Origin of the sequence: Sphingobacterium sp. GVS05A, from assembly GCF_019969845.1 — a bacterium.
Lineage (GTDB): Bacteria > Bacteroidota > Bacteroidia > Sphingobacteriales > Sphingobacteriaceae > Sphingobacterium.
In genome coordinates this window covers 98,810-123,537 of sequence record NZ_JAHXYR010000007.1, presented here as the reverse complement: position 1 = coordinate 123,537, position 24,728 = coordinate 98,810, and the positions used below count along the sequence as shown (strand labels likewise).

Below are 24,728 nucleotides of genomic sequence, written 5' to 3'. Positions count from 1 at the left end.
GTTGTCAAATATCATGAAAAAGATTTCACTACTCATAGCTGGATGCATTGCATTATCATCTTGTTATAAGCTCGATACAACACCTTACAGTCAGGTTAGTGCCGATACATTCTGGCAAAATGAAGACCAGGCGCTCGCTGGCATATTAGGTTGTTATAATGATCTAAAGAAGGAAGCGACCTTCGGTTTACAATTTTCTTATGATGGGCTCAGTGATATTGGGCTAGGCTACGATCCTCCGGGCCTAGGCGAGGTCATCAGCGGTACATTTACAGACCGCTCATCCGTAATTGTGGATAGGTGGCAGGCGGGATATGACCTGATCCAACGCTGTAACCATGCCATCGCCAATATTCAGCCGATGACCATAGATAAAGCCAAACAGGAGGGTTTTATTGCCGAAGCAAAATTTCTCCGCGCGCTGATGTATTTTCAATTGACAAACCTTTATGGAGCTTTGCCAATATATGACGAAACAGTTGATCTAAACAGAGATTTTAGTTCACTCAAAAATAGCCGTTCTTCCGTTGAAGACGTCAAGAAATTCATCCTTGCGGACCTCAACTACGCTGTCGATAAATTACCTGTAACGTATGATGCAAAACACTATGGCCGAATCACAAAGGGTGCGGCCTATGCTTTGAGAGGAAAAGTAGCCTTGTATAATAAAGATTGGACTTTGGCAATCCGGGATTTTGAAGAAATTGTCTATAACAAAACCAACAACTACGGTTATAACCTCAGTGCTAATTATGCGGCGTTGTTTACCATGGAAGGGGATCAGGCTCCTGAAATGATCTTTGCTATACAGAACATGGGCGGAACAGGATTTCCTTATGGGATGCCTATGGCCTTCTATATGGGGACAAGATCAACTTTTGGCAGTGACTGGAACAACTGTATGCCAAGTACACGGCTTGCAGACCGTTATGAAAACCGAGACGGAAGTCCTTTCAACTGGAATGACCATTTCCCAAATTATAATACAGACAATGCTGTTAAAAAGCAAGCGATGGAATCCACACAATCCGGTGGTGTACTGACGAAGGTACCTGATACAGTCAAGCTACGTCAGATCTATGCCAACCGGGATCCACGAATGAATCAGACGCTTATTGTCCCTTATTCACACTATTTGGGCTGGAACGCCAACAAAGAACGTGACATGCAATTTATTCTTGCAACGGGGGTAAATGAAAATTTCGGGCAGATCCGTAATAATCGGGGCTGGTATACCTACCTATGGCGCAAATTTGTACCCGAAGGCAATCTCAAAGGAGCGATTACCGATCGTGCTCATACACCGATTAACTTCCCGATCCTTCGCTTGGCAGATGTGCTTCTTATGCTTTCCGAAGCCTATAATGAAACCAATCAGCTGGATAAGGCGATCACGGAACTGAATAAGGTACGTATACGTTCGAAAATGCCTGCCCTAAATAGCGGCAGTTCATTCCTGGTCGTTAACAGTAAAGCGGAAATGAGTAAACGCATCCAACACGAACGCGCAGTAGAATTAGCAGGCGAGGGATGGCGCTATTTTGATCTCAAACGTTGGAATCTATTGGAAGATGTGTCGAAGGGTGTTATTGAAAAAGGTGTTACAGGCGATAATCTTGTTACCAGAGGATATCAACCCCGACATAAGCTTTGGCCGGTACCGGGACAAGAAATAGAGATGAACGCGGCACTTCTGCCACAAAATCAAGATTGGTAAAATGAGAATATATCTAATCCTATTCTTCTTTCTCAGTAGTCTCTCTTTTCAGGGACTACTGGGAAAAGAATTAAAGCTACTCACAGGTACTTTTAAACAGGAAGATCTCAAGATCAACCTGAGCCGGGACAAGTCCTGGATTCCCTATCCAAGTTATTCCGATCGTAAGGCATGGGATCAGTTGATAGCACCTTTCCGGGAGCAGGTTATTGCGAAAGGCGACAAAGCACTCGACTATCAATGGCAAGTGGTCAAGGCGACAGATTATCTAGAATATGAACGCTCAGGCAATCGCGGCATGATGGAAAAGCCGATGAACGAAAACTGTACCGCGCTCACAAACCTGCTATTAGCTGAGTTAGCAGAGGGGAAAGGACGTTATATCGATCAGATTTTAAACGGTACCTGGCACATGACCGAGATGTCTACCTGGTCATTATCGGCCCACCTACCAGCTTTCCAATCCAGCAAAAGATCCCTACCACAAGAACGGACACATGTCATTGACCTCATGGCTGGCGATGTCGGATCCTTACTTTCGTGGATACATTATTTCTTTCGGGACACCTTCAATTCCATCAATCCGGAAATTAGTCTACGCTTAAAACAGCACATCCAGCAACGCATTATACAGCCCTATCTAGATCGCAATGACATGTGGTGGCAGGGCTTTGAACTCAAAGGAAACCAATTGGTCAACAACTGGAATCCCTGGTGTAATTTTAATGTGCTCACCTGCCTGCTGCTGATAGAAGACAATCCGGATGTTCAACTGACTGGCATCTATAAAACAATGACTTCGGTTGATCGCTTTATCGATTATATCAAAAAAGATGGTGCCTGTGAGGAAGGTCCATCCTATTGGGGGCACGCCGCCGGTAAATTGTACGATTACCTCAAGATACTTTCCATGGCAACACAAAACAAGGTCAGTATCTTCGACAAACCTCTTATCCGTGATATGGGTGAATACATTGCACAATCGTATATTGGTGGTGACAGATGGGTGGTCAATTTTGCCGATGCCTCAGCCAAAGGTGGTGGAGATCCACTACTCATCTATCGTTATGGGCAAGATGTACACAGTACCGAAATGATGCAATTTGCACGATACATGACAGATCTTGGAGGTAAAGGTGCGGACTTTAGACCCTCACGGGATATCTTCCGTGCATTTGAGGATCTACGCTGTTTTCCGCAGCTTCAGCACATACAGGCAGCACTTCCACAAAATGCATTTAAGTGGTATCCGGAGACGCAGTTTCTCTATCTGAAAAAGGAAGGTTTTTTCTTCGCCGCCAAAGGTGGTTTTAATAATGAAAGCCACAACCATAACGATGTCGGTAGTTTTATTTTATACCAGGATCAGCAGCCTCTCTTTATTGATGCCGGTGTCGGAACCTACACGAAGAAAACATTTAGCGACGACCGCTATAGTATCTGGACCATGCAGGGTGCCTACCACAACCTGCCGCAGATCAATGGTAATGATCAGGCTTTTGGCAAAGAATACAAAGCCGAAAATGTGGTGTTCCTACCTGAACAGAATCAATTCCAGCTCGATATCGGGAATGCCTATCCAAAAACAGCCAATATTGAACATTGGAATAGAAGTTACCGCCTTGGCGCTGATGGTCTGACCATAGCGGACGAGTTTAAGATCAAAAATCCGACCCAGCCCAATATTGTGCATTTTTTAGTTTCAAAAGAACCTCAGATTAACAAGGGAGTGATCGCCATGGGTGATGGTCTGGCCGCATTGCATTTTAATCCAGCACAGTTCGTTGCTTCCTATGAAGTCATCCCACAGGATGACCCTCGTCTGAGCCAAGTATGGGGCGAGCGGCTTTACCGCATCAACCTTAAGGCAAAAAGCATCAAATCGACAGGAAAATATAATTTTATCATTAAAAAAGCCAAATGAAAAGAAGAAATTGGATTCAAGCCGTAACATTAACTACCGCAGGAGCGCTAATGAACAGCCCCCTGTTCGGGCGTAGTCACCCCATTGGTTCAGCTGCAGAACCTTCTACTGACGACCGTGCATATTGGGTATCTATTTTAACAAAAATGGCCAGCCCTATTCTCGATCGTATCAGCAAAGAGCGTTTTCGCGCAGAGATGCCAATTGTTAAAAGTGAAACTTATGACTATATAGATCCCAGTGTGGGTTATCTGGAAGCCTTTGGTCGATTATTGGCCGGTATGGCTCCATGGTTGAACCTACCAGACGATAAAACCGCAGAAGGGAAGTTACGTACTAAATTTAAACAACAAGCCTTGCTGGGCATACAACATGGTGTAAATCCAGCTTCGGCAGATTATTTCTCTTGGCGTAGCAAGTCCAAGCAGCCTCTGGTTGATGCAGCACATTTAGCGCAGGCATTTATGCGTGCCCCAAAAGCATTATGGGATCCGTTGCCACAAGTAACAAAGCAACAGGTTATTACCGAACTCAAACACTTACGCTGGATCAAACCCAACGAAAGCAACTGGCTATTGTTTGCCGCAATGACCGAAACTTTTCTCTACAGTATCGGTGAAGACTGTGCTCGTGAGAAGATAGACTATGCGGTAAACAAATTTGATCAGGAATGGTATGTCGGTGACGGATGGTATAGTGACGGTGCGCGATTTAGCTTTGATCATTACAATGGTTATGTCATTCATTGCATGCAAGTGGAGACTTTAAAAAACAATCTTAGCGCTGATGCGAAGTACCAACCCATGTATGACCGCGCTTACAAACGTATGAAACGCTATGCACATCATCTGGAGCGCATGATTTCACCCGAAGGCACCTACCCTGTTGTTGGGCGGAGTGCAACATATAGAAATGCGGCCTTCCAACCGCTCGCTGCGGTAGCACTTGATGGAAAGCTCCCCACAGACCTCTCCAATGGACAGGTGCGCGCAGCATTGACAGCAGTTCTCAAGCACATCTATGCTGATCGCATTTTTCATGAGGATGGCTGGATGGCCTTAGGATTTCTCAATGCCGATCAGGGAAATATAGCAGACAGTTATACCAACTCGGGTTCCCTCTATACTGCTTCCCTCTCATTTCTACCCTTAGGGCTTCCACCAACGCATGCTTTTTGGTCTGACGCTGCCGCACAATGGAGCTCACAAAAAGCTTTTGCAGGTTTACCCTTTCCAAAAGATTATTATGTAACTTACTAGGAATATACGCTGTTAGGAAACTATCGAAGGTAGCATAAACCGAGTAAACTGAACGAAGAGAGCTCATGAATACCCTAATCATAAAATAATTGATGAACAAATAATTAATGCAGATGAAAAAAAGAAAAACCAGTTTAAAAACAATCCTTCTTATCGCTTCAGGGCTTTTTGCGCTCAGTTTTATCGACCAAAAGCCAAACTTTATCGACGCTAGTTTCAACGCTGCGGAGAAACAATATCAATTTCTGGCCAAGGAAGCTGACAAAGACCATAAGTTCCCACGTACATTGACTCCTTCCGGACAATTGCGAGGAACCGACGAATGGGATTGGACAGGAGGTTTTTTCCCTGGCTCACTATGGTATATCTACAATCACACACACAATAAAGAAACGGAGAAAGAAGCTATAAAATGGACCGAAGCGCTCGAAAAAGCGAAGGACCTGGATCAACATCACGATATTGGTTTTGTCATGTATTGTTCCTATGGCACAGCAATAAAATACCTCAAGGATCAGAAAAAAATTGCCGATTATAAAGCTATCCTTGTCCATTCGGCCAATACCGCATTAAAGCGCTTTAACCCACAGGTTGGTGTCATCAAGTCATGGAATGAGAAAAAGTCATGGGATGGCAAAACACTTTGGAAATACCCTGTCATCATTGACAATATGATGAACCTTGAAATGCTGTGTTACGTTTCCGATCTGACAGGTGATCCTAAATATAAGGATGTCGCTATCAGTCATGCAACGCAAACCATGAAAAACCATTTCCGCACAGACTATAGCACCTACCATGTTGTAGACTATGATGCCAGCGGTAAAGCAATCCATCAACAGACAAATCAGGGCTATGCCGATAATTCAACCTGGGCACGTGGACAGGCTTGGGCTATCTACGGATTTACCATGATGTATCGGGAGACAAAAAAACCAGAGTTTCTCAAAACAGCACAGGCAGCAGCTAAATTTTACATGACCCACAAAAATCTTCCAAAAGATAAAATCCCTTACTGGGATTTCAATGCTGGACAACAGGGATATAAATCAGACGCTGATTTTTCAACGTTAAAGCTTAATTACGTCCCTCGTGATGCCTCCGCAGCAGCTATTGTCGCTTCGGCACTCGTTGAACTATCGACCTTAACTTCAGGAGCAGAAAGTAAGTCCTATTTAGCTTTTGCCAAGGAAAGTCTACAGACACTTTCAGGAGCAGGTTATTTTGCCAAATACGCGAGCAACGGTGGTTTCTTGCTCAAACATAGTGTCGGCAGTCTGCCGCATCACTCTGAAATTGATGTCCCTTTGACCTATGCAGATTATTATTATCTCGAAGGTTTAACACGCTTGGAACAACTCAAAAAATAATAAAAACAGGCTGTATAAAAAGCTGAATTTTGGCAAACAACGCCAACTAATCTTTAGAAACCTCAGCCGAACGAATGAAGAAGGTCCAGTTTCTTTACAGATCCTGGACCTTACTTTTTAATATTCACAGCAATTACGAAAAGATTAAGACCTTATTTATTATCGGTCGGGATTGTTTCTGATACAGTACTACCCGCGTACTCAGCTTTCGGAAGCCTCATCTCAACAGTTTGATTTACTTTTGCACGTTTATTGATGAGATGAATACGTACGGTTTTTTCCTGTTGCAGTGGATCTGCCACATCCAATTTGAAGGCTCTATTTTCCTTTGTGATCTGCAGAATGACCGGCTTGTCCACCTGAATAGACCAAGCTCCAATTTGATAGGTGCCTGACTGATGAAACACTGCCTGAATAGTGGCCAGCCCCTGATGTTCTACGGCTTGAACAGCAGGCGTATTGTGCCATATTTTTAGCTGCTGCATAGCCCGCTTATCGATCTGATCCACACCGGGTACCACGATATACGCATAACTTCCATTTACAGGTTTCGCTGCGTGCTCTACCCATAACTTAAATACCTTACCATGGACAGCATCTTTTGATCGGGAACGATTGATGCGGTACCAAGAGCCCGATTGTTCTTTTGTCGTCAGAGCAACTTTCATGGCTTCCGGAAAATAATAGCTGACCTGATTGTGCATCACATATTCACCTTGTTTGACATTTCGAATCAGTGAATCGGTTGAAATCTTCTCTTTTCCATTCCATACGACAGGGCCATTCAACCAAGTCTGATTCAATGTTGTTACGACCGGTTCAGTAGCACTACTGCTAATTCCACTACCCAGGCAAACAATCTCCTTATCAAAAAAGAACCATGCTTTTTGTGCAGCCAGGCCATCGTATTGAACAGACATGGCCGATGCGCCGATTGTACCATTGCTGACCCCACCAGAGAAACTGTTGGCAGCCAGTACACCCCACTGTTCTTTGAGTTCCTGATCACCCTGATAATCTCGGGTAGTTGTCCCCGGAATTTTGTCCCACTCCCATACCGGCATGATATTATAGTATTCCGGACCAAATACCTGAATATTGGTTACACCATCTGTCATATTTTTACCAAGCATATTTTCACCGTTTCCTGATTCCGATTTGTTGGTTCGCTTGCTTGCCAGACGCAGGTTAAAATGAAATTGTTTTCTGAGGTGTGTTGTATAGTCTCCTTTCCAATAATGTCGATGCAGGGATTGATCTTCTGCATTAAAAGCCTGTATACTATCTAATTTTGCCAATCCTTTCTTCCAGATCTCATTTTTAGCTGGATCGATCAACTGCATCTGCTGCAGTATGGCGACTTCTTGATCCTTGCGCAATATATCTGGTCGTGATATCCCACGTCCATGCACATTAAAATCAATATAACGTGAACGTATGATCGGCAGATAGGTTTCCAAAAGAAATTTTTCAAAGAGATCCAATTTCTCTTTATTAACCGCATAAGGCGTCTCGCGGACATAAGCCATTACCTTAGAAATTCCCTTTAAGAACTCTTCGCCATAGCCCGCAATATACAATTGTGGCCCATGCTGTAAGTAAGAGAAATCATATTGCAAACCCTCTTTGCCATCCACCAACTGGATAGGAAAAAGCAGTTGTTCCATAGCGGCAGCCAGTAGACCGGTATCTTCCAAGATCAGTGCACGATAGAAATAATGCATGGCAATATCACTTTTGTTCGCACCTGTTTTCTTATAGGGGTCCCCTCTTTCCATCAGCTTGACCAGTGCTGTTTCCACTGCAGTCGGGATTTTCTCCTGACCAAATTTCATCAGGATCAGACAGACACCTATTGCTTTGGGAGAAGCGATTTCATTGTGCCACCAATTCGTTGATTCAAATTGGTTATTTGCCCAGTACTGTGCTGCCCGTATAATCTTGTCATAAAGCGACTTTTGCTGATAAAATTTACTCTTGGGCGACACATAAGCTACGATCAAAGCTTTCAAGCGATCTAAGTGTTCCCCTGGAGGCCAGAGTGAAATTGATTTACTCGTGTAATCTATATCAGACCAAGTACCAGCTTCAGTCAGCTGATTACTCCAAATTGTAGTTTTATCACCGTGCGCGGCCGAACTTCGCAATTCGTCCTCGTACACATGTTTTTTGATGCGATCAAATGTATGCTTGTCCTGTGCCCTTGTCATGACCAGTCCAAATGATAATAAAAATATAAGTATAGCTTTCATTCGTTTTCCAATTATAATCCGATTAAGGGTATTTCTTTTCTGCTGCCCTTCCAATGACATCCATTCGATGTTTCATTATTTGGTTCTGATCATTATCCAAGACTCCACTCAACCATTTGGGAGCAGCCATCTTTTTTTCCCACTCAGCCAATTTACCCAACATTTCCTTCACGTTATCGGGATATTTTTCGGCAAGATTATGTTGTTCTTTCAGATCGTTTTTTAAATTAAATAACAATATCGGATCATCCTTGACAACAATCAGCTTCCATTCGGCGTGACGGACCGCCTTAGCGACTCCCCGTCGCCAAAATAAATATTCATGCCCATTCTTTACCGCCTTATACGAAGACAACAGGCTTAGCCCATCGATCGCTTGTCCGGGGATGTTTTTCCCCTGTATGGCATCCATACTTGTTGGTAAGATATCCATACCCGATACCAGGGCATTGACTACTTTTCCTTTCGGGAGCTTTGCTGGCCATTGCATAATCATTGGTACCCGTATTCCGCCTTCCCATTTCGACCCCTTTAAACCGCGCAGCTGGCCATTATCGGCACCATTATTTGTGGCCGCACCATTGTCATTCATAAAGATAATCAGCGTATTTTCATAAAGTCCATCGCTTTTCAATTGTTCTATCAAACGGCCAATATTGCTATCCATATTCTCCAGCATTGCCAAATAAGCGCGGCGCAAAGGATCTGCAACATCACTATATTTACTGTTCTGCGTCAGCGGAGCCTCCACAGGAGTATGTATAGCATTAAAAGCCAGATACATAAAAAAAGGCTGTTGGCGATAACGATGAACATAGGAGATTGCCTTATCGGTCAATGTCTCTGTCAGATAGCGAATAGAATCTTCGGGAAAAATGCGTCCATCATCGACCAACATTTGTGTTAGTTTTACCTTTCCGGGGATCGGAAAATAAGAGCGATCACCGCCGATAAAACCAAAGAAATGATCAAAGCCACGCTTGAGCGGATGAAATTGGGAACCGTCCCCCTGATGCCACTTGCCGATACCTACAGTTTTATACCCATTGTATTTCATAAAATCAGCTATCGTTGCCACCGAGGTATCCATCCCAATATCTTCCAGTGCCGTTCCATTGGTTGGCCGTTTGGAAATATTGTGTTCGAAGCCAAAGCGTTGTTGGTACCGCCCCGTCAGCAGACCGGCACGTGAGGGTGCACAAACCGATGCAGATGCATAAGCACACTGAAAACGAATACCCTGTTTCGCCAGTTCGTCGATATACGGTGTATGCACCTCTTTACCACCGTAGCAACCAAAATCATCATAACCGCCATCGTCGCTCAAAATCACAATGACATTGGGCCGCTGCTGTGCAAAAACAGAAATTTCAACTAGAGAAAGTACACTTAGCAATGTAAGTATACGATAGAACGTTATCCGGTAGATCATCGCATTAGATTTATCCCTAAATGTAAACCTAAATGTATTGGGTTTTTTGTAAAAAAACCGAAAACGATTTCGTTAAGTCAATTTTTTTTAGTCCTTTAGATGGTACAATCCAATCCGAAGCAGATGGAAATAAACGAGAGAAATCAACTAGCAGCTATTGCTAAAATTTTGGTCAGGAATGATCATGATAAGGCATTAGATGAACCCCTGATGAGGCTCCTCCAAAGTGGGCAAAATACTGTTCGACCCGACCTTTTTAGCTTTGCAGAAAAATGGTCAAAGACGACGTCCCCCAGAGCATTAGCAGAACTCTGGGAGGAGTTCAAAATCCTCCTGTCCCTTCACCCTGATCTTGGCTTTGTTGTTATTGAAGGCACACATATTGCGGATATCCCGAGCTTTTATGCTGAAATCAATCGAGTCTATATGGCTGATGAGAGTTGGCAAATTGGGAGTCTGGATGGTTTTGATGATCTACTTTATGGTGGCTTTGGAAAAGTACAGGATGCAAAAAAACAGACGATCATCTGGAAAGACATCGCCCATAGTAGAGCGGCACTAGGAGTAACAACCACCCTCGCCTACTATCAGGAAAAACTTGCCGCCAATTCACCATTCAATCATGCCTATTTCCAACAAAAGCTAGCCGATTTACAGGCTGGAAAAGGACAGACTTATTTCGATATCGTAGCGGAAATAATACAATCGCATCCAAAGATTGACTGGATCTACTAAAGGATTTAAAGAATTCAAAATGGTATCTTTATTGAACCTAAACAGAATACCATGAAACATACAGTAAAGATATTTTTTTTATTGACGATGCTATTTCAGCATATTGCTTATGCGGATAGTCCACTTAAAGTCGCTGTTGCGGGACTCAATCACGACCATGTATACCTCCTATTGAATTTATACAAAGAGAAGAAGGTTGAGATCATTGGGATAGCAGAGGCCAATAATATCCTCGCGGACAGGATTCAGACACAATACAACCTTCCGAAATCCGCTTTTTACCCAGATCTCCCTTCGTTATTGAAAAGAGTAAAACCCGATGTGGTTCTGGCTTACAACCCCACCAATGAGCATATCAATGTAGCGGAAATCTGTCTACCGCTCAAAATACCTGTCATGGTAGAGAAACCGATGGCAACCACATTGGCTGATGCCAAACGCATTGCAGCGTTGTCCAAGGAAAACAAAACGGCTTTTTTTGTCAACTATGAAACGACCTGGTATAAGAGCAACCAACAGCTCAAGCAATTGATTGATCAAAATGCCGTAGGTCGTGTGACACGGATGATTGTAAAGGATGGGCATGAAGGGCCCAAAGAGATCGGCTGCAGCAGCTATTTTCTCGATTGGCTAACAGATCCACAGAAAAATGGCGGTGGTGCATTAATGGATTTCGGATGTTATGGGGCCAATCTCATGACCTGGATCAAGAACGGTGAACGGCCTATTTCTGTCAGCGCAATTACACATCGACTGAAGCCAGAAACCTATCCAAAGGTAGAGGATGACGCGACGATTATCTTAAATTACCGCGATGGTAGCACAGGTATTATCCAGGCATCTTGGGCTTGGCCTTACAGTGTGAAAGACCTACAGGTATTTGGAACGAAGGCTCAACTCTATGCACAAAACGATAAAACATTGTTAAAATACGTCCAGCATAACGATAAGCCAACAGTTATTCCAACAGATCAGCCTTATTTTGAAAATCACATCCAATATTTAACGCATGTTTTAAGCGGAAATCAGCTGATTGAGAATGATCTAGGCTCCATTAGCAACAATGTGACTGTCGTTGAGATTTTGGAGGCAGCCAAGCGTTCCGCAAAAGAAGGAAAGACGGTAACATTAAATTGATCTTTAATAGAAAAAGGTATATAGATAAATAATCCACATACCTTTTTCTATATTTACCAACATTGTTGACAAGAACATGTCGGATTTGTTTCGTCTTGTTCAATCTGAATTCTGAGGCGAACCGTTAGGGATCCAGCGGCTCATCCGGATCAATTGTGAATGCTTCATCTTTCGCCTGAAATTCGATGATAACATCCGAAATTCGTTTTCCAAGGCTATAGGGTACATAACCCAGTTCGCGAATACAACGGTCGGCCATTTTTTCTACCGCATCGATATGTGCCTTGCTGCTGTTGACAATGGCAAATTTATCTTTAGGAAATCCATAGTTCAATAGTATACGGGCAGTATTGCGCAGATTTGTTGTTGTATGGCGGGCATGCGGATCGATCAAGATCGCCTGCTCAGGGACTCCCATGACATTGATCAAGTACTTTTTCATCTCGATTGCCTCAATATACGCCGTTTTATAAGGGTGTACCTTTCCACCGGAAAGTACAATAAAAGGGGCTAATTTTTCAAAATAACTACGGGCAGCCATGCGTGCTCGCAACATACCGCCGGGACTGATCGGTTGTCCATAGATTTCAGGGCCCGCCCCCAGGGTCAACAACAGGCTGTAAGGGTAGGCTGAAAAATTTGTTTTTTTCACTTGTTCAAACGCCTTTTTATTTTCCAGTGCTATCAGTGGCTCCAATTGTGCAGCGTCCCAACGCTCATTGATCTCAAGCAGCCTTACCGCTGTCATCATTGTCATAAAAAGCGCCTCCTTCCCAGTCGGAATATCTTTTAGCACATCCTGACGTACATCATCTAAAAGCTGAAAATAAGCCTTACGATTCACATCAAAAGAAATTGAATCAATCTTGGGATAGTTGGGCCTCTTGCCGCCACCATAGACATCAACAACATAGTTCATGGCGCCAAAGTCCTGTAACAGCGCTTTCTTAAGATACACTTTTGCAGTCTCATCCCTTGGTATACCATAAGTCTTTGATGGCATCAACGTTGATTCAACCAGTTCTGCCAATTTCCTGTTGCTCTTGATCTGACTTGAAATTTGTTCAGCCATGAGTTCGATCTCAGAATCTTTCCATTTAAAAGCTTCCAGAAAACAGCCGAGATCCGCGCAATGATCACTACCCTTGAACCGGTCAAACCGCTGTTTCAACAATGTTGAAACGGCTTGGGATGCACAAAGCTGCTGTGTTAAGGCAGGATCCTTTAGCAACAGATAAGTCGCATAATAATTCTTGCGGATTACCCAATCCTGCGGACCGGCAGGATTGGGTTGGGGCTGGCCTTTGGAAATGTGCATTACGCATATTCCCAAAGTCAACAAAATGATCTTTTTAATGATACCGCTCATATCCGATTCTATTAATAGCCAGGATTTTGATACATACGCTGTGGATCCAATTTATATTCATCAAAAGGAATTGGATAGTACCTATCCTTTGTAGTTATATTGGAGATTTTAGCATTCCCATAATCCGCCTGGTTTTTAGTTTTAAAGTACGTCACCAATTCCTGTGGATTATAGTTCCGGATTAAGTCAAACCAACGTTGATTTTCGAAAGCCAGTTCCACACGACGTTCGTGCAAGATCGCTAACTTTAATGTTGGGTATTTTGTACGATAGTCATTGTTTAACATTGAGGCTGCATAAGAAGGCAAGCCTGCACGTTCACGCACCTGATCCAATAGCGCAATGGCCTCAGCTTCTTTACCCAGATGATATTTTGTTTCGGCCAACAATAGCATCACATCAGCATAGCGGATCAAGATCCAGTCATTTCCGCCCCAACCATTGGTACCCGCAGCGTCACTATTATCCCTAAATTTGGTTACAAACCAATCGTTGACTTGCGTATTGGTGGCAAATTTTACGGAGAAACCTTTTCGGATATCGTCTTGCTCGTAATCTTTAATCAAATCTAGTTTTGCCACTTCACCAGCACCTGTCGAATTGTAACGTGAGTTGATAGTTTCTCCTCGCGCCTGGTAATTACGGGCGATACTCGAGCTATAGTTTTGGTCTCCCTGTTTGTACTGAATCTGAAAAACGAGTTCTTTACAGCTATTTTTCTTGGTCACATCGAAAACATCCGCATAGGGAATTTCGTTTAGCTTGCCAAAAGTTCGCATTTGGTAAGCCGCATTGAGGTACTGTTCTGCCTTCGCAAAATTTTCTGCACTCCCCGACGTCTGCGTTGCACCCAACGTTAAGTATACTTGCCCCAAAATCGCATTAATGGCCGATTTAGACGCTCTACCAATGACGTAATCTTTCTGTGTATTGGGAAGATTGCTGGACAATGCCTCCGTCAAATCCTTAATGATCTGTTCATACACAACCGACTCTTTTTGCCGAAAAGCCAATTCATTTGCTTGCTCTTTACTTGTAACCTGTACCGTAGACAATGGAATATCTCCAAATTTGCGTACCATATGGAAATATAGTAATGCACGAACGAATTTCGCTTCCGCAATATAACGGCCTTTTAATTCTTCACTTGTAAAGGTCACATTATCGACATGTGAAAGAACCACATTACAACGGCTGATGGCAGCATACATGGCAGACCAATGTGTCTTGAGATAAGTATTACTCGGCAGCAACGAGAAGTCATTGAACTGGAATGGTTCCCCGGCATTGGATTGGTTATCATTACGTCCTGAGTTGTCCGAACGTTCTTCATTGTATAAAGTGCTCGATTCACCGAGTGTACTTCCCGTACGAAGGGACTGATAGAGCCCGTTGACAGCCAAGAGCACATCGTTTTCTGATTTGAAATAATCATCGATCGTGACGGCATTGGGATTTTTCTGATTTAAAAAGTCTTTGGTACATGAAGACAATGCCAACAAAACAAAGGGTAATATATATCTTTTTTTCATCCTGTTATTTTTTATTTTTTCCTGCCTACCTCGTTTCAAAGCGAGGTTTGCAAGGCTATTATTTATAAAGACGAAGCTACTGATAGGGTTTTTTCCCTAATATGCCTGTATGCACAATAGCTCCTCGGTCAAACCATTAGAACGTTACTTTCACACCAAGGTTATACGATCTCACCAATGGATAAAGCCCATAATCCACACCTGGTGTCAGGTTGCCGCGTTGATTATAATCCGGTTCCGGATTGTAGCCTTTGTATTTAGAAATCGTAAATGGATTGTCCACTGTAGCATAGACCCTTACCCCAGAAAGTGTTAATTTTTCTGCAAGGCTTTTGGGAAGATTGTACCCCAGAGCAATATTTGTCATACGCAAGAATGAACCGTCCTGCAGATAAAAATCGGAAAGACGCGTACTGTTACTTTGCGTACCGCCACGCGATGCACGGTACACTTTTCCATTTCCTGGATTTTGAGCCGAACGATAGCGTTGTGCAACATCCGCATATTGATTGCCGGAGCCTTCCATATTGTAGAGGTAATAATCATAGCCATCCAGCACTTTATTCCCTTGGGAGCCATTAAATGATGCGCGTAGATCGAATGCCTTATAGCGTGCGTTGACGGCAAAGCCATAGGTAAAATTCGGATGCGGATTGCCGATCACCCGTTTATCGGCATCATTGACTACACCATTGCCATCTACATCTTCAAAATAAAGGTCTCCGGGTTGTAGCGGAGTTGTTGAAGCCGCTGAAGGTGCGACAGTTTTATAGTTTTCCGCTGTTGCAACACCGAGAACTTTAAAACCATAGAACATACCAATTGGACTTCCTTCTTGTGTGATATGCGTTAAGTAAGAGCGTTCAGCGCCATTCGTCAGGATGGTAGAAGCACCTCCTAGATCAAGCACCTTATTTCTGTTAACATTAATGTTTCCGCTGAATCCCAATTCAAATTCATTTTTTCGAATCAGTGTTGCATCAATCTGTACATCAAAACCTTTATTCTGAACCTTCGAATTTGGCAGATTGGTCAAGATCGTTGTTGATCCAGATACAGCGGAGAGTGGCTGGTTGAATAATAAATTAAAGGAACGGCTTAGGTAGAAGTTGGTCATAATGTTGAGTCGGCCTCTCAACAAACCCAGATCCAGACCGGCGTTGTATTGTGAAGTTGTTTCCCAGCTCAATTTTGGATCGAGTAGATCACCTGCGGTATAGGAAGTTTCCACTTTATCGCCAAGAATAACTCCCGCTGGCGAGTTGATAATGGAAATCGCGCGATAGTCACCAATATTATTATTTCCACTACGTCCCCAGCTCGCTCTTAGTTTGACTGTCGATTGTTGTCCTAACCAATCTGTATAAAACTCCTCTTTGGAGACCGTCCATCCAGCTGAAACCGATGGGAAAGTTCCCCATTTGTTATTTGGCCCGAAGCGTGAGGAACCATCTGTACGAATGGATGCCGAAAGGAAATATTTCGAATCAAAACTGTAGTTTACGCGGCTAAAATAAGACTGAAGCGTTGTCGTACGTTTGAAAGTATCGTCTTTTAACAATTGGAAATTAGAAGGATCGGCTCCCTTATCGGTAATTTCGCCAATCGCATTGTTATTAAAGCCGTTGGCCCGCACACCTTGATAATCGTAATCCGTTCGTTGAGCCGAATAACCCAATAATGCAGATACCTGATGTTTCTCACCGAAAGTCTTGTTATAGTTTAATGTTGTTTCTAGCAATTTATCCAGTTCATTTTTTGTCTTGGCATCTGCGTAGGCTGCAGAAATTGCCTGTGGTGAAAACGGTTTGTTATTTCCATCGGATATACTTGTCGGACGGAAATAATCATACTTCTCGTCATAAGTAGACAATCCACCGTTTACTTTAAGATTTAGGCCATCAATAATGGAAAAATCAGCAAAGACATTATATATCCCCCTCTTTCCACGGCGGTTGTTTTTAATCTCAGTAACATAGGCCAGTGGGTTTTCTGGATTCTGGATACCAAAGTTATTTGCCGACAGATCAGCCATCAGGTATTTGGCATAGGTTCCATCTTCGTTATAAACAGGGAGGGTCGGCAAATAAATTAATGCGGCCATTGACGGGCTTCTGTCGTAACGCCCTGTCGTCACCTCGTTGTTGTCATTATATGTAAAGGAAACATTTGCGCCAACGGTCAATCTTTTGCTTACTTTGCTATCAATATTGGCGCGGAAATTAAAGACTTTTTGATCCGTCCCAAGCATGATCCCTTGCTGATTCTGATACGAGCCACTCAGGAAGTAGCGATTTTTTTCGTTACCGCCATAGGTAGAGAGATTATGACGTTGGAAAGGTGCATTACGGTATAAAGCATCCTGCCAATCCGTATCATATTTCGCTTTTTTTGCGGTACCGGAGGCAAAATCATAATAGTCTTCAGGAATACTCACCGAGCCTGCATTTCCGACATTGGCGATACGCGTTTTATTATCATCAAAGCGCCTACTATCACTCCAAGCGATCCCTTTCGTGGCTAGAAGGTCTTTATAGGAATTATTACGGCCATCAATCAGGAGATCAATAAACTGTTCTGAATTTAAGACGTCTATTTTCTTGGAAAGCTGACCAAAGCCTCCCAATACTTCATAATCCACATTACTTTTACCTTCCTTGCCACGTTTGGTTGTAATCAATACGACCCCGCCAGCACCACGGGATCCATAGATCGCAGCAGAAGCAGCGTCCTTTAAAACATCGAAAGATTCTATATCATTGGGATTGATATTTAAATTGTTTCCAGATGGGTAACCATCAATTACGTACAAGGGATCCGAACCTGCGTTGATCGATCCCATACCGCGGACACGCATTTTGGTCCCATCGTACGGAGCCCCGCTTGTTTGCATCACCTGCACACCTGCTACTTTACCAACTAAAGCCTGAGATAGTTTTGGCGCACTGAGATTTAGTTCTTCGGCTTTTACACTGGCGATCGCACCGGTAACATCGGACTTCCGTATTTTCTGATAGCCGATGGAAACCGTCACTTCTTCAAGCGTATTTTCATTGGGCTGTAAAACAAAGATCTGTCCATTGGATTGCGCTATAGGCTGGACAAGATTGTTAAATCCAACATAGGAGATATTGAGTCTATCACCGACCTCCGCATCGATATGGAAATTTCCTTTTTCATCGGATTGAACGGACTTTTTACTTTTTAAATTTTGAATTGTTGCTCCTGAAACTGCATTGCCCTGCGCATCAACCACACGGCCGCTAAGGGGATGCTGTACCTGTAAGAAATGCGGTTTGGTTAGCGATAGAGGTTTAGCTTGAACAGCCGTTGAGCTCGCTGCAATGGCACATAACAACCAAAAGACATTGTTGGCTTTAATTTTCATAAGTAGTGCATTTGATTTATGGGTACAAGGTTACAAATGCAATATGAAGGTAGTATCAATAAAAGGTTAATAGTTTTTAACTAAACCGCGTTAGCATATAAAATAGTCTTAACAAAAGGCTAACAATAACGACAGAAATTAGCGCTTATTTTTTCCAAAAAGAGGGCGAAGAGACAGGTGTAAAACAAGGTATATAGCTAGTGCGACAAGGATATTGCCGATCAGTTTAAGTGGTTCAAAATTTTCGAAACTGGCGTATTCATCACGTTCAAGATTATAGCCCGTGCCTTCGGAATAGAACTCCCAGGGAAATCCAATCACCAATTTGCCATCCACGGGTAGATCATTTTGATAAGAAATGGCCGTCAAAACAGCAAAAATAAAAATTGTACCAGCCAATCCTTTGAAAATGACTGGTACAATTGCTGTCTTATTTTTTGATATCATTGTATTCATTGAAATAAATATAATGATTGTTTTTTTACTCAACGTCAAGTACTCAATAAATGTTGTTTCCGATTAGCTTGCTGAAAATCCGTTAAGAAAAAAGAAAAGCTATTTTCTATATTTCTGACAACGAGTTTGTTTTGTTGGATAAGGCCATACAAGACATTTTTAAGGTGACGGGGAAAAATCTGTAAATGAACAAGACCGGTATGTTCGACCTTACGAAACATTTGCAGTGCTGTAGCACCATGTTCAAAGTAATTACTGTCCAATAATACGTCCAGTTTTTGTCGAACATGGAGCATGGCATCCGATTCGAGTTGCAGATCTTTCTCGGCTTTCCATTCCTCAAACTTTAATTTGGGAGCAGCATGTTTCTTTTTCTCGGTTAAAAAGGTCCAGGGTACTTCAATGGAGTAAATCCATTTCACCTCATCCTCTTCGATTTTAAAACGTACCAGACGCTCCTCAGGAACCTCATCTTTTTCGCGATGGAATTCCATTGCTTCGATCCACGAACTTGCATATATCCGATCCAATAAAATAGATTCCTGCGTTAAAAACTTTTCGACTTGAAACATCCGCTCAAAATCGAGATAGGCATGATCGGGCTTGCCCAGTAAGAACGAAAGCTCTTCGGGGCGCCACTCTTTTTTTATCCGTCGCTTGAGATAGGTATACCAAAGTCGGAAATCATGTGAATACATCATTCCAGCGTAGGAAGTTTTTTTTGTAGATTCGGTATTCATAAGTTAAGTTTATAGTTGGTTACTCGAATAATTTAAGTAATTCATCTTTACTAATGGATTTCATCAGATTGGCTTCGTCCAAGATTATACCCTCAGCCATTCTTTTTTTACTGGCCTGAAGTTCTAGGATTCGCTCTTCGACAGAGTCTCGGCAAACAATCTTATAGGCCATAACATGTTTATCTTGTCCAATGCGATAGCAACGGTCAATCGCCTGGGCTTCAGCCGCAGGGTTCCACCAAGGGTCTAAAATATACACATAATCCGCGGCTGTCAGATTCAAGCCAGTTCCTCCGGCCTTTAAGCTGATCAGAAAAACACGACATGTATCGTCATTTTGAAATGTTTCAACTGCTAATTGCCGTTGCTTCTGATTCATCTTGCCATCAAGATAGGTATATGCTATACTGTGCTTTTCGATCTGTTGGGCTACAAGTTTAAGCATTGAGGTGTACGATGAAAAGAGAAGAATCTTATGATTTGGAGCTACTTCTTCCATAATTTCATCAATAAAATCTAATTTGACAGATTCATTGGAAGAACCGCCATCTTTCATCAATATAGGCGAATTACACAGCTGTCGCAGCTTCTGTAATGCCTCTATTGCTAAAAATTTGGATTTTGAAGAATCTTCAGCATTTAAATTTTCTTCAATTTCCAGTCGATATTTCCTACGATAGTTATCATAGAGCTTTCGTTGTTCATCCTGCATATCCAAATACAGGATAGTCTCCGTTTTATCCGGCAACTCTAATGCGACCTGCTTTTTGGTCCTTCTCAAAATAAATGGAGCAATCATCTTTTGCAAATTCATTAATGGCATATCGGTTTCCTCGACATCTCCCAGAGATTTAAACATTTTATTAAAGTTTCTGTAATTCCCAAAAAAACCTGGATTTACCATGGTCATTTGTGCATAAATATCTTGAATCCCATTTTCAATTGGAGTACCGGTCATTGCTATTCGAAACGATGCCATAATTGAAAACAAGCTTTCGAATCGTTTAGAATTCCTATTCTTTATCATCTGAGACTCATCCAAAATCATATAACTGAATGATTGAGATTGAAGAAAGAAAAGGTCCGCCATAGCTGTCCCATAGGTTGTAAGCACAAATGATGCTTCCGCGAAAGTTTCTTGCCCCTTTCTTTTAGTGCCATAATACACATTGCAATTTCGTCCCGGAACAAATTTTTCAACTTCATTTTGCCAATTGAATAACAATGAATTAGGAACAATAATAAGAGAAGGGGCTGCATCAGGATTATTTTGGTAATAATACTCCAATAAAGTAATTACCTGCAATGTTTTCCCAAGTCCCATATCATCCGCCAGAATGCCACCCCATTGAAATTCTTGTAAGAATCCCATCCAACTAAAACCAACCAATTGATAGGGGCGCAGCGTTGCTTTGACAGTACTCGGAACATCCAATAAAGGTATCTCTGTCATATTGGCTAATTTATCCCTTCTTTCTCTTGTGCTATCATTAATAATCTTAGGATCTATCTTTTCTAATTGCGTTTGAAAAGAAATCAATTGTGCTGAGGTTAAAATGATATAAGGATCTTCTATGCGTGCCTGACCGAATAGAGGCAAAAAAAGTGATTTCAAAGAATCGCTTATATAGAGATAATCCTCCGTGTCGATCTTGAACCAATTTTTCTTTTCAAATAGATAATTTTCGAATAGACTAGGTTCCAATATTAGTTTACCCAGCTTAAATTTTATATTGATAAATAACAAATTCGATTGAGACTTCAGTTCCACTACTTCCCATTTTAAAGAGAAAGGATAATAACTAGATCCTTTAACAAGCCCAGTAAGTTTAAGCCTTATCTGATGATCTTGACATACTTTGCGCAGATTTTTTATCCAATTTGTTCGAGCAATTAGAGATGTTCGCAGTTCCCAAGTATGAGGGGAAGCCTGCTCTTCAAAAGATTCATGTTGATTTTTAACAAAATTGCTAAAAGCCAGCTCATCGTCAATGTCTCGCTCTTGAACCTGAATTTCATTATCAACATAGGTTAAAACAGTTGTACTAGGCATCTCAACAATGGGCAGCGTAACTGTCCCAAAATCTATGGATGCTTTTAATAGCAACGCATCATCCTGAAGCGACACCTCTAATATTTTTATTTTTTCAATTTTCTCCTCAGTGGTTGTAAGATCTTGAGGTGCCTCATTTTTGTATTCTATCGGGAAGTACTGAGCTATTGGGTGCAATATTTCTTCATAAAATTTAGCGATATCCTGTCGCAAAACAAAAATTTTGAATGCAGAATGCCTGAATTGATTTAGAAGTTTTCCGACGTGTATATCGTCAATAAAAAGCACATTCTTGGAACTTAATTCGACAAAGAAACTATGCACATTACTCAAAAACTTAATTTTCTTTACCAAATTACCTTTATAATAGCCCAGCACCTTCATCAATAAACCTTTTTGATTCTCTATCACTTGAATCTTAAGCTTAAAGTCGCCATTAGCAATTTTCAATTTATGTGATTGATTGGAAGCAGAGCTATATCGGAATTGGTAGTGTCTTAGACCGAAATTATTCGTATGGGAATAAAAAAAGATCACTTCATCTTGAGACAATTGATTTGAAATGAGATCTCTCCATAAATCCATTATTCGATAATCCCGCTCATTCCGTTCAACGACTGAAAGTTCATTTGGTCCGCTAACGTTAAATGCAGAGGCCCCTAGCTGCATCATTTTTTTTGCTACTGCATCAAGCATCATCTCATGGCTGGTAAGATATTCAGGATATGGCATGTCATCTTTTAACAAATAGCTTTCTTTAAAAACATTTTTTTTCTTTTCTACACTCAAAAAAGGGAGTAAAAAAGGTAATTGATCAATCGTATTATTTATCGGAATTGCAACGATAAATTTGCACTCTGACTTAGATATTGAAGGTTCAATTGCATAAACTTTATTGCTAGCTACATGGCATAATTCTGATGGATTATGAAAACCATAGATACTCCCACAATCTGCTGTTGCGTTGATTTCAATTTTTGTTATTCTCTTATGTTCATCTTTAAGAGATAAACCAAATAGTTCGCGTTGGTCAGGATGTGCTAAAAACCATTTTGGATCGTATAAATGAAAAAAATAATGTTTATTCCCACTTAACTTTTCACGCAATAAACCATAAACATGTTCACATAATGTCGTATTCATTCGCCCACATGAACAATTTGCTTTCAAATGATCCGCAGTCAACGTGATCAGGACACGAATATTTCCCTTACACAAACTCTCGAACACATACGTATTATTAAAAACGCTCTCTTCTAGAATAATTTTAAAATCCCAAGTTAGTCTTGCAGATTCTTCGTTAAAAAATCTTTTGAGATAAACGATCGACAAGGATTTTTCTTGCTTGCTTTGCCATGGTATCGTTACATCTATTTCATTTTTCATTGGTTTAGTTTATTTGTAATGGTCTAATTTTTTAAGTCTACCATGCTTAAGTGAAAACCTAGTATTTCATAGCAAGCTTCAATTTATTTTAATCCCCGATTTCGCTTCCATATATTCCAGACTCTGCTGACAGAGATCCAGGAAAATATTGCCGATATCACTTGCTTTCGCACTAAAAATACTCATGTCCAATTGGGCCAGTTCTGGAGGTAGCTCGTAGATCCTTGATTTCGTCTGCCGAATTAATTCGGCATTTAGTACGCCATCAATATTATTTTTAGGCACAAAGAATTCTTTCAACCGACTGTCGCAGATACAAGTCCAATCGATCAGCTCTTCCAAATTGGCATTGTTTGGAGCATGACCGATGCGCAAATAGAGATAGCTATACAGCCCAATCGACAGCAGTTGGTTAAGCAATGAGACAGCCAATAACCTGCTCGAAATACGTTCATCAATAAAAAGTTGTACCAGATCCTGAATAAGTTTTGAATTACGTTCACAACAATTTGAAGCTTTCAATAAGGTATCAGACCAACCTATCGGCCTGACAAAGTAGCAAGGTTTATAATTTGGATCACGGAAGAGGACGATGGAGTCATTCCAGATGGTATTCGAGAAGCGACTCCCCTTGTTCAATTTTGTTTCAATAAAATTGCTGTTTAAAAATGAAATGACTGCTGTAACCCGACCAAAAGAAACTTTACGAAAATGAGTTGATCCAATCCGTTTTTTAATGACAACCAAATAGAGTGTTGCGCTACCAATATCTTTTGGCGGATAGTCGAACAATCCGTTTCCATTGGCATTGCTCACATAATAGTTGAGCAACATAATCTGCTCAGGCTGATTTTCCCGATAGATCTTATTAAGCAGTTGTTGTATATCGGACTGATACCGCTCTGGCCAAGGGAAAGATTGGAAAATAGGGGCACTTGAAACGGCCATCTGATCTGTCGTTACAGCTTTCTGGCCAACGGGAGGAGTTTCCGCCTTTTTCTTTATTTCTGGAGCCTTGGTAACGGTGGTAACCGTTGGTTCTTTCGCTGATTGCGGAATATTGATCTGCGCGGCTGTGATCTGCTCATATTCGGACCGAAGGGACTCCATAAAATAGTGAAATAATTGTTCGATCGCATCCAACATTAGTTTACTATGGTCATATAGGTTGGAGGCATCAAAAGCCGAAATTTCCAGATCCTTATTTTGCTTTACCGCATCAAAGGCCCCATCCAACAACTTAAAACGCTCTTTTGTCGGCTCATCTTCGCCTATAATATGCGCATTTAGTGTAGCGAAATGCTCGCTCAGATTTCTAATTCTATTATTTAGCCTGTGTACATTATTCACTTTCCCTTCTACCATAACCTGCAACAACCGTAAGTAATTTTCCAGCCCCTGATGCAACATAAATACCGCCTTAAGGTAGTTTCCTGCCTTAGCAAAAGCTTCTGCGCCCTTTAGGAAGTCGGCTGATAATTGCATTATTTTCTTGTGATATTCATCGGTGAGTTCCAGTGCAACACGCTGTTCTTTATGTCCCTGCAGCTTACTATTTTTGCCATCCGCAAGAAAAAGGATATGCTTAGGCAACGCAGCGTAGGTATAATATATACTACCGATCTTTATCTTATTCTTCAAATCCCCAATCAGAATGATCTCATAGGAAATATTCCCCTGATCCATCAAGCATAACTCCACAATAGGCTTCAGTACCTTTACGGACAGTCCACTTACTGGCTTAAGCGCTAAAAGCAGGTGATGGTGTTCCTGATTTAAAAATTGATATTTAACGAGATAAACACGATCGAGATCTATCCGCTGGGATAATCGATCAATAATCAACTGACTATTAATTTCCATAATAAATGATTTAATGGTTATAAAATCCGTAATAAATAGTCTTCAGTACAACAAACAGTTAAAGACTATTATTGCAAATAATAAACAGTTATTTTGTAAAAAACATAGAAAGAAT

Annotated in this window: 15 protein-coding genes; 6 read left to right on the top strand and 9 right to left on the bottom strand. The window is 41.6% G+C overall.

The features are described 5' to 3' along the window. Positions 1-13 precede the first annotated feature (13 nt). From LC454_RS17780 to LC454_RS17765, 4 genes are all read left to right on the top strand, one after another. Positions 14-1,717 carry a RagB/SusD family nutrient uptake outer membrane protein gene (locus LC454_RS17780; protein WP_223583807.1) on the top strand — a complete coding sequence of 568 codons (1,704 nt, stop codon included), beginning with the start codon at positions 14-16 and terminating at the stop codon, positions 1,715-1,717. 1 nt (position 1,718) lies between these two features. After that, on the top strand, positions 1,719-3,641 hold the full coding sequence (locus tag LC454_RS17775; protein ID WP_223583806.1) for a heparinase II/III family protein: 1,923 nt from the start codon (positions 1,719-1,721) through the stop codon (positions 3,639-3,641). After that, the gene (locus tag LC454_RS17770) at positions 3,638-4,900 is read left to right on the top strand and encodes a DUF2264 domain-containing protein (RefSeq protein ID WP_223583805.1); all 1,263 of its coding nucleotides are present in this window, start codon (positions 3,638-3,640) and stop codon (positions 4,898-4,900) included. Before LC454_RS17775 ends, LC454_RS17770 begins: the two co-directional genes overlap by 4 nt. A gap of 113 nt (positions 4,901-5,013) precedes the next feature. Then, complete coding sequence (locus LC454_RS17765; protein WP_223583804.1) at positions 5,014-6,270, top strand: glycoside hydrolase family 88 protein; 1,257 nt, start codon at positions 5,014-5,016, stop codon at positions 6,268-6,270. A gap of 152 nt (positions 6,271-6,422) precedes the next feature. On the opposite strand, the gene LC454_RS17760 is transcribed toward LC454_RS17765, so the two are convergent. Beyond that, a complete protein-coding gene (locus tag LC454_RS17760) occupies positions 6,423-8,522 on the bottom strand; it encodes a polysaccharide lyase 8 family protein (protein WP_223583803.1) in 2,100 nt (699 codons plus the stop codon). A 22-nt stretch (positions 8,523-8,544) separates the two neighbouring features. Further along, positions 8,545-9,954: a sulfatase-like hydrolase/transferase gene (locus LC454_RS17755; protein ID WP_223583802.1), complete on the bottom strand. Its 1,410-nt coding sequence runs from the start codon at positions 9,952-9,954 to the stop codon at positions 8,545-8,547. Positions 9,955-10,077: 123 nt separating this feature from the next. Here LC454_RS17755 and LC454_RS17750 point away from each other — a divergent pair, with 123 nt between their 5' ends. Then, a complete protein-coding gene (locus LC454_RS17750; protein ID WP_223583801.1) occupies positions 10,078-10,689 on the top strand; it encodes a hypothetical protein in 612 nt (203 codons plus the stop codon). A gap of 51 nt (positions 10,690-10,740) precedes the next feature. Further along, a complete protein-coding gene (locus LC454_RS17745; RefSeq protein WP_223583800.1) occupies positions 10,741-11,826 on the top strand; it encodes a Gfo/Idh/MocA family protein in 1,086 nt (361 codons plus the stop codon). Positions 11,827-11,950: 124 nt separating this feature from the next. On the opposite strand, the gene LC454_RS17740 is transcribed toward LC454_RS17745, so the two are convergent. From LC454_RS17740 to LC454_RS17710, 7 genes are all read right to left on the bottom strand, one after another. Beyond that, positions 11,951-13,195, bottom strand: a complete 1,245-nt coding sequence (locus tag LC454_RS17740; protein WP_223583799.1) for a YdcF family protein — start codon at positions 13,193-13,195, stop codon at positions 11,951-11,953. Positions 13,196-13,206: 11 nt separating this feature from the next. Beyond that, complete coding sequence (locus LC454_RS17735; protein WP_223583798.1) at positions 13,207-14,727, bottom strand: RagB/SusD family nutrient uptake outer membrane protein; 1,521 nt, start codon at positions 14,725-14,727, stop codon at positions 13,207-13,209. 136 nt (positions 14,728-14,863) lie between these two features. Beyond that, positions 14,864-18,115 carry a SusC/RagA family TonB-linked outer membrane protein gene (locus LC454_RS17730; RefSeq protein ID WP_223583797.1) on the bottom strand — a complete coding sequence of 1,084 codons (3,252 nt, stop codon included), beginning with the start codon at positions 18,113-18,115 and terminating at the stop codon, positions 14,864-14,866. Between the two features lie 138 nt (positions 18,116-18,253). After that, positions 18,254-18,571 carry a hypothetical protein gene (locus tag LC454_RS17725; protein ID WP_223583796.1) on the bottom strand — a complete coding sequence of 106 codons (318 nt, stop codon included), beginning with the start codon at positions 18,569-18,571 and terminating at the stop codon, positions 18,254-18,256. 35 nt (positions 18,572-18,606) lie between these two features. After that, positions 18,607-19,311 (bottom strand): hypothetical protein, encoded by a 705-nt coding sequence (locus tag LC454_RS17720; RefSeq protein WP_223583795.1) that lies wholly within the window; start codon positions 19,309-19,311, stop codon positions 18,607-18,609. 19 nt (positions 19,312-19,330) lie between these two features. Continuing rightward, positions 19,331-22,750: a DEAD/DEAH box helicase gene (locus LC454_RS17715; protein ID WP_223583794.1), complete on the bottom strand. Its 3,420-nt coding sequence runs from the start codon at positions 22,748-22,750 to the stop codon at positions 19,331-19,333. A 78-nt stretch (positions 22,751-22,828) separates the two neighbouring features. Further along, positions 22,829-24,613 (bottom strand): hypothetical protein, encoded by a 1,785-nt coding sequence (locus tag LC454_RS17710; RefSeq protein ID WP_223583793.1) that lies wholly within the window; start codon positions 24,611-24,613, stop codon positions 22,829-22,831. Positions 24,614-24,728 lie beyond the last annotated feature (115 nt).

Bases quoted from the DNA above. Each gene is read 5' to 3' on its own strand.
- LC454_RS17710 (WP_223583793.1), bottom strand. From the start codon at position 24,613: ATGGAAATTAATAGTCAGTTGATTATTGATCGATTATCCCAGCGGATA.
- LC454_RS17755 (WP_223583802.1), bottom strand. From the start codon at position 9,954: ATGATCTACCGGATAACGTTCTATCGTATACTTACATTGCTAAGTGTA.
- LC454_RS17750 (WP_223583801.1), top strand. From the start codon at position 10,078: ATGGAAATAAACGAGAGAAATCAACTAGCAGCTATTGCTAAAATTTTG.
- LC454_RS17715 (WP_223583794.1), bottom strand. From the start codon at position 22,750: ATGAAAAATGAAATAGATGTAACGATACCATGGCAAAGCAAGCAAGAA.
- LC454_RS17740 (WP_223583799.1), bottom strand. From the start codon at position 13,195: ATGAGCGGTATCATTAAAAAGATCATTTTGTTGACTTTGGGAATATGC.
- LC454_RS17770 (WP_223583805.1), top strand. From the start codon at position 3,638: ATGAAAAGAAGAAATTGGATTCAAGCCGTAACATTAACTACCGCAGGA.
- LC454_RS17730 (WP_223583797.1), bottom strand. From the start codon at position 18,115: ATGAAAATTAAAGCCAACAATGTCTTTTGGTTGTTATGTGCCATTGCA.
- LC454_RS17745 (WP_223583800.1), top strand. From the start codon at position 10,741: ATGAAACATACAGTAAAGATATTTTTTTTATTGACGATGCTATTTCAG.
- LC454_RS17720 (WP_223583795.1), bottom strand. From the start codon at position 19,311: ATGAATACCGAATCTACAAAAAAAACTTCCTACGCTGGAATGATGTAT.
- LC454_RS17765 (WP_223583804.1), top strand. From the start codon at position 5,014: ATGAAAAAAAGAAAAACCAGTTTAAAAACAATCCTTCTTATCGCTTCA.
- LC454_RS17775 (WP_223583806.1), top strand. From the start codon at position 1,719: ATGAGAATATATCTAATCCTATTCTTCTTTCTCAGTAGTCTCTCTTTT.
- LC454_RS17780 (WP_223583807.1), top strand. From the start codon at position 14: ATGAAAAAGATTTCACTACTCATAGCTGGATGCATTGCATTATCATCT.
- LC454_RS17725 (WP_223583796.1), bottom strand. From the start codon at position 18,571: ATGAATACAATGATATCAAAAAATAAGACAGCAATTGTACCAGTCATT.
- LC454_RS17735 (WP_223583798.1), bottom strand. From the start codon at position 14,727: ATGAAAAAAAGATATATATTACCCTTTGTTTTGTTGGCATTGTCTTCA.
- LC454_RS17760 (WP_223583803.1), bottom strand. From the start codon at position 8,522: ATGAAAGCTATACTTATATTTTTATTATCATTTGGACTGGTCATGACA.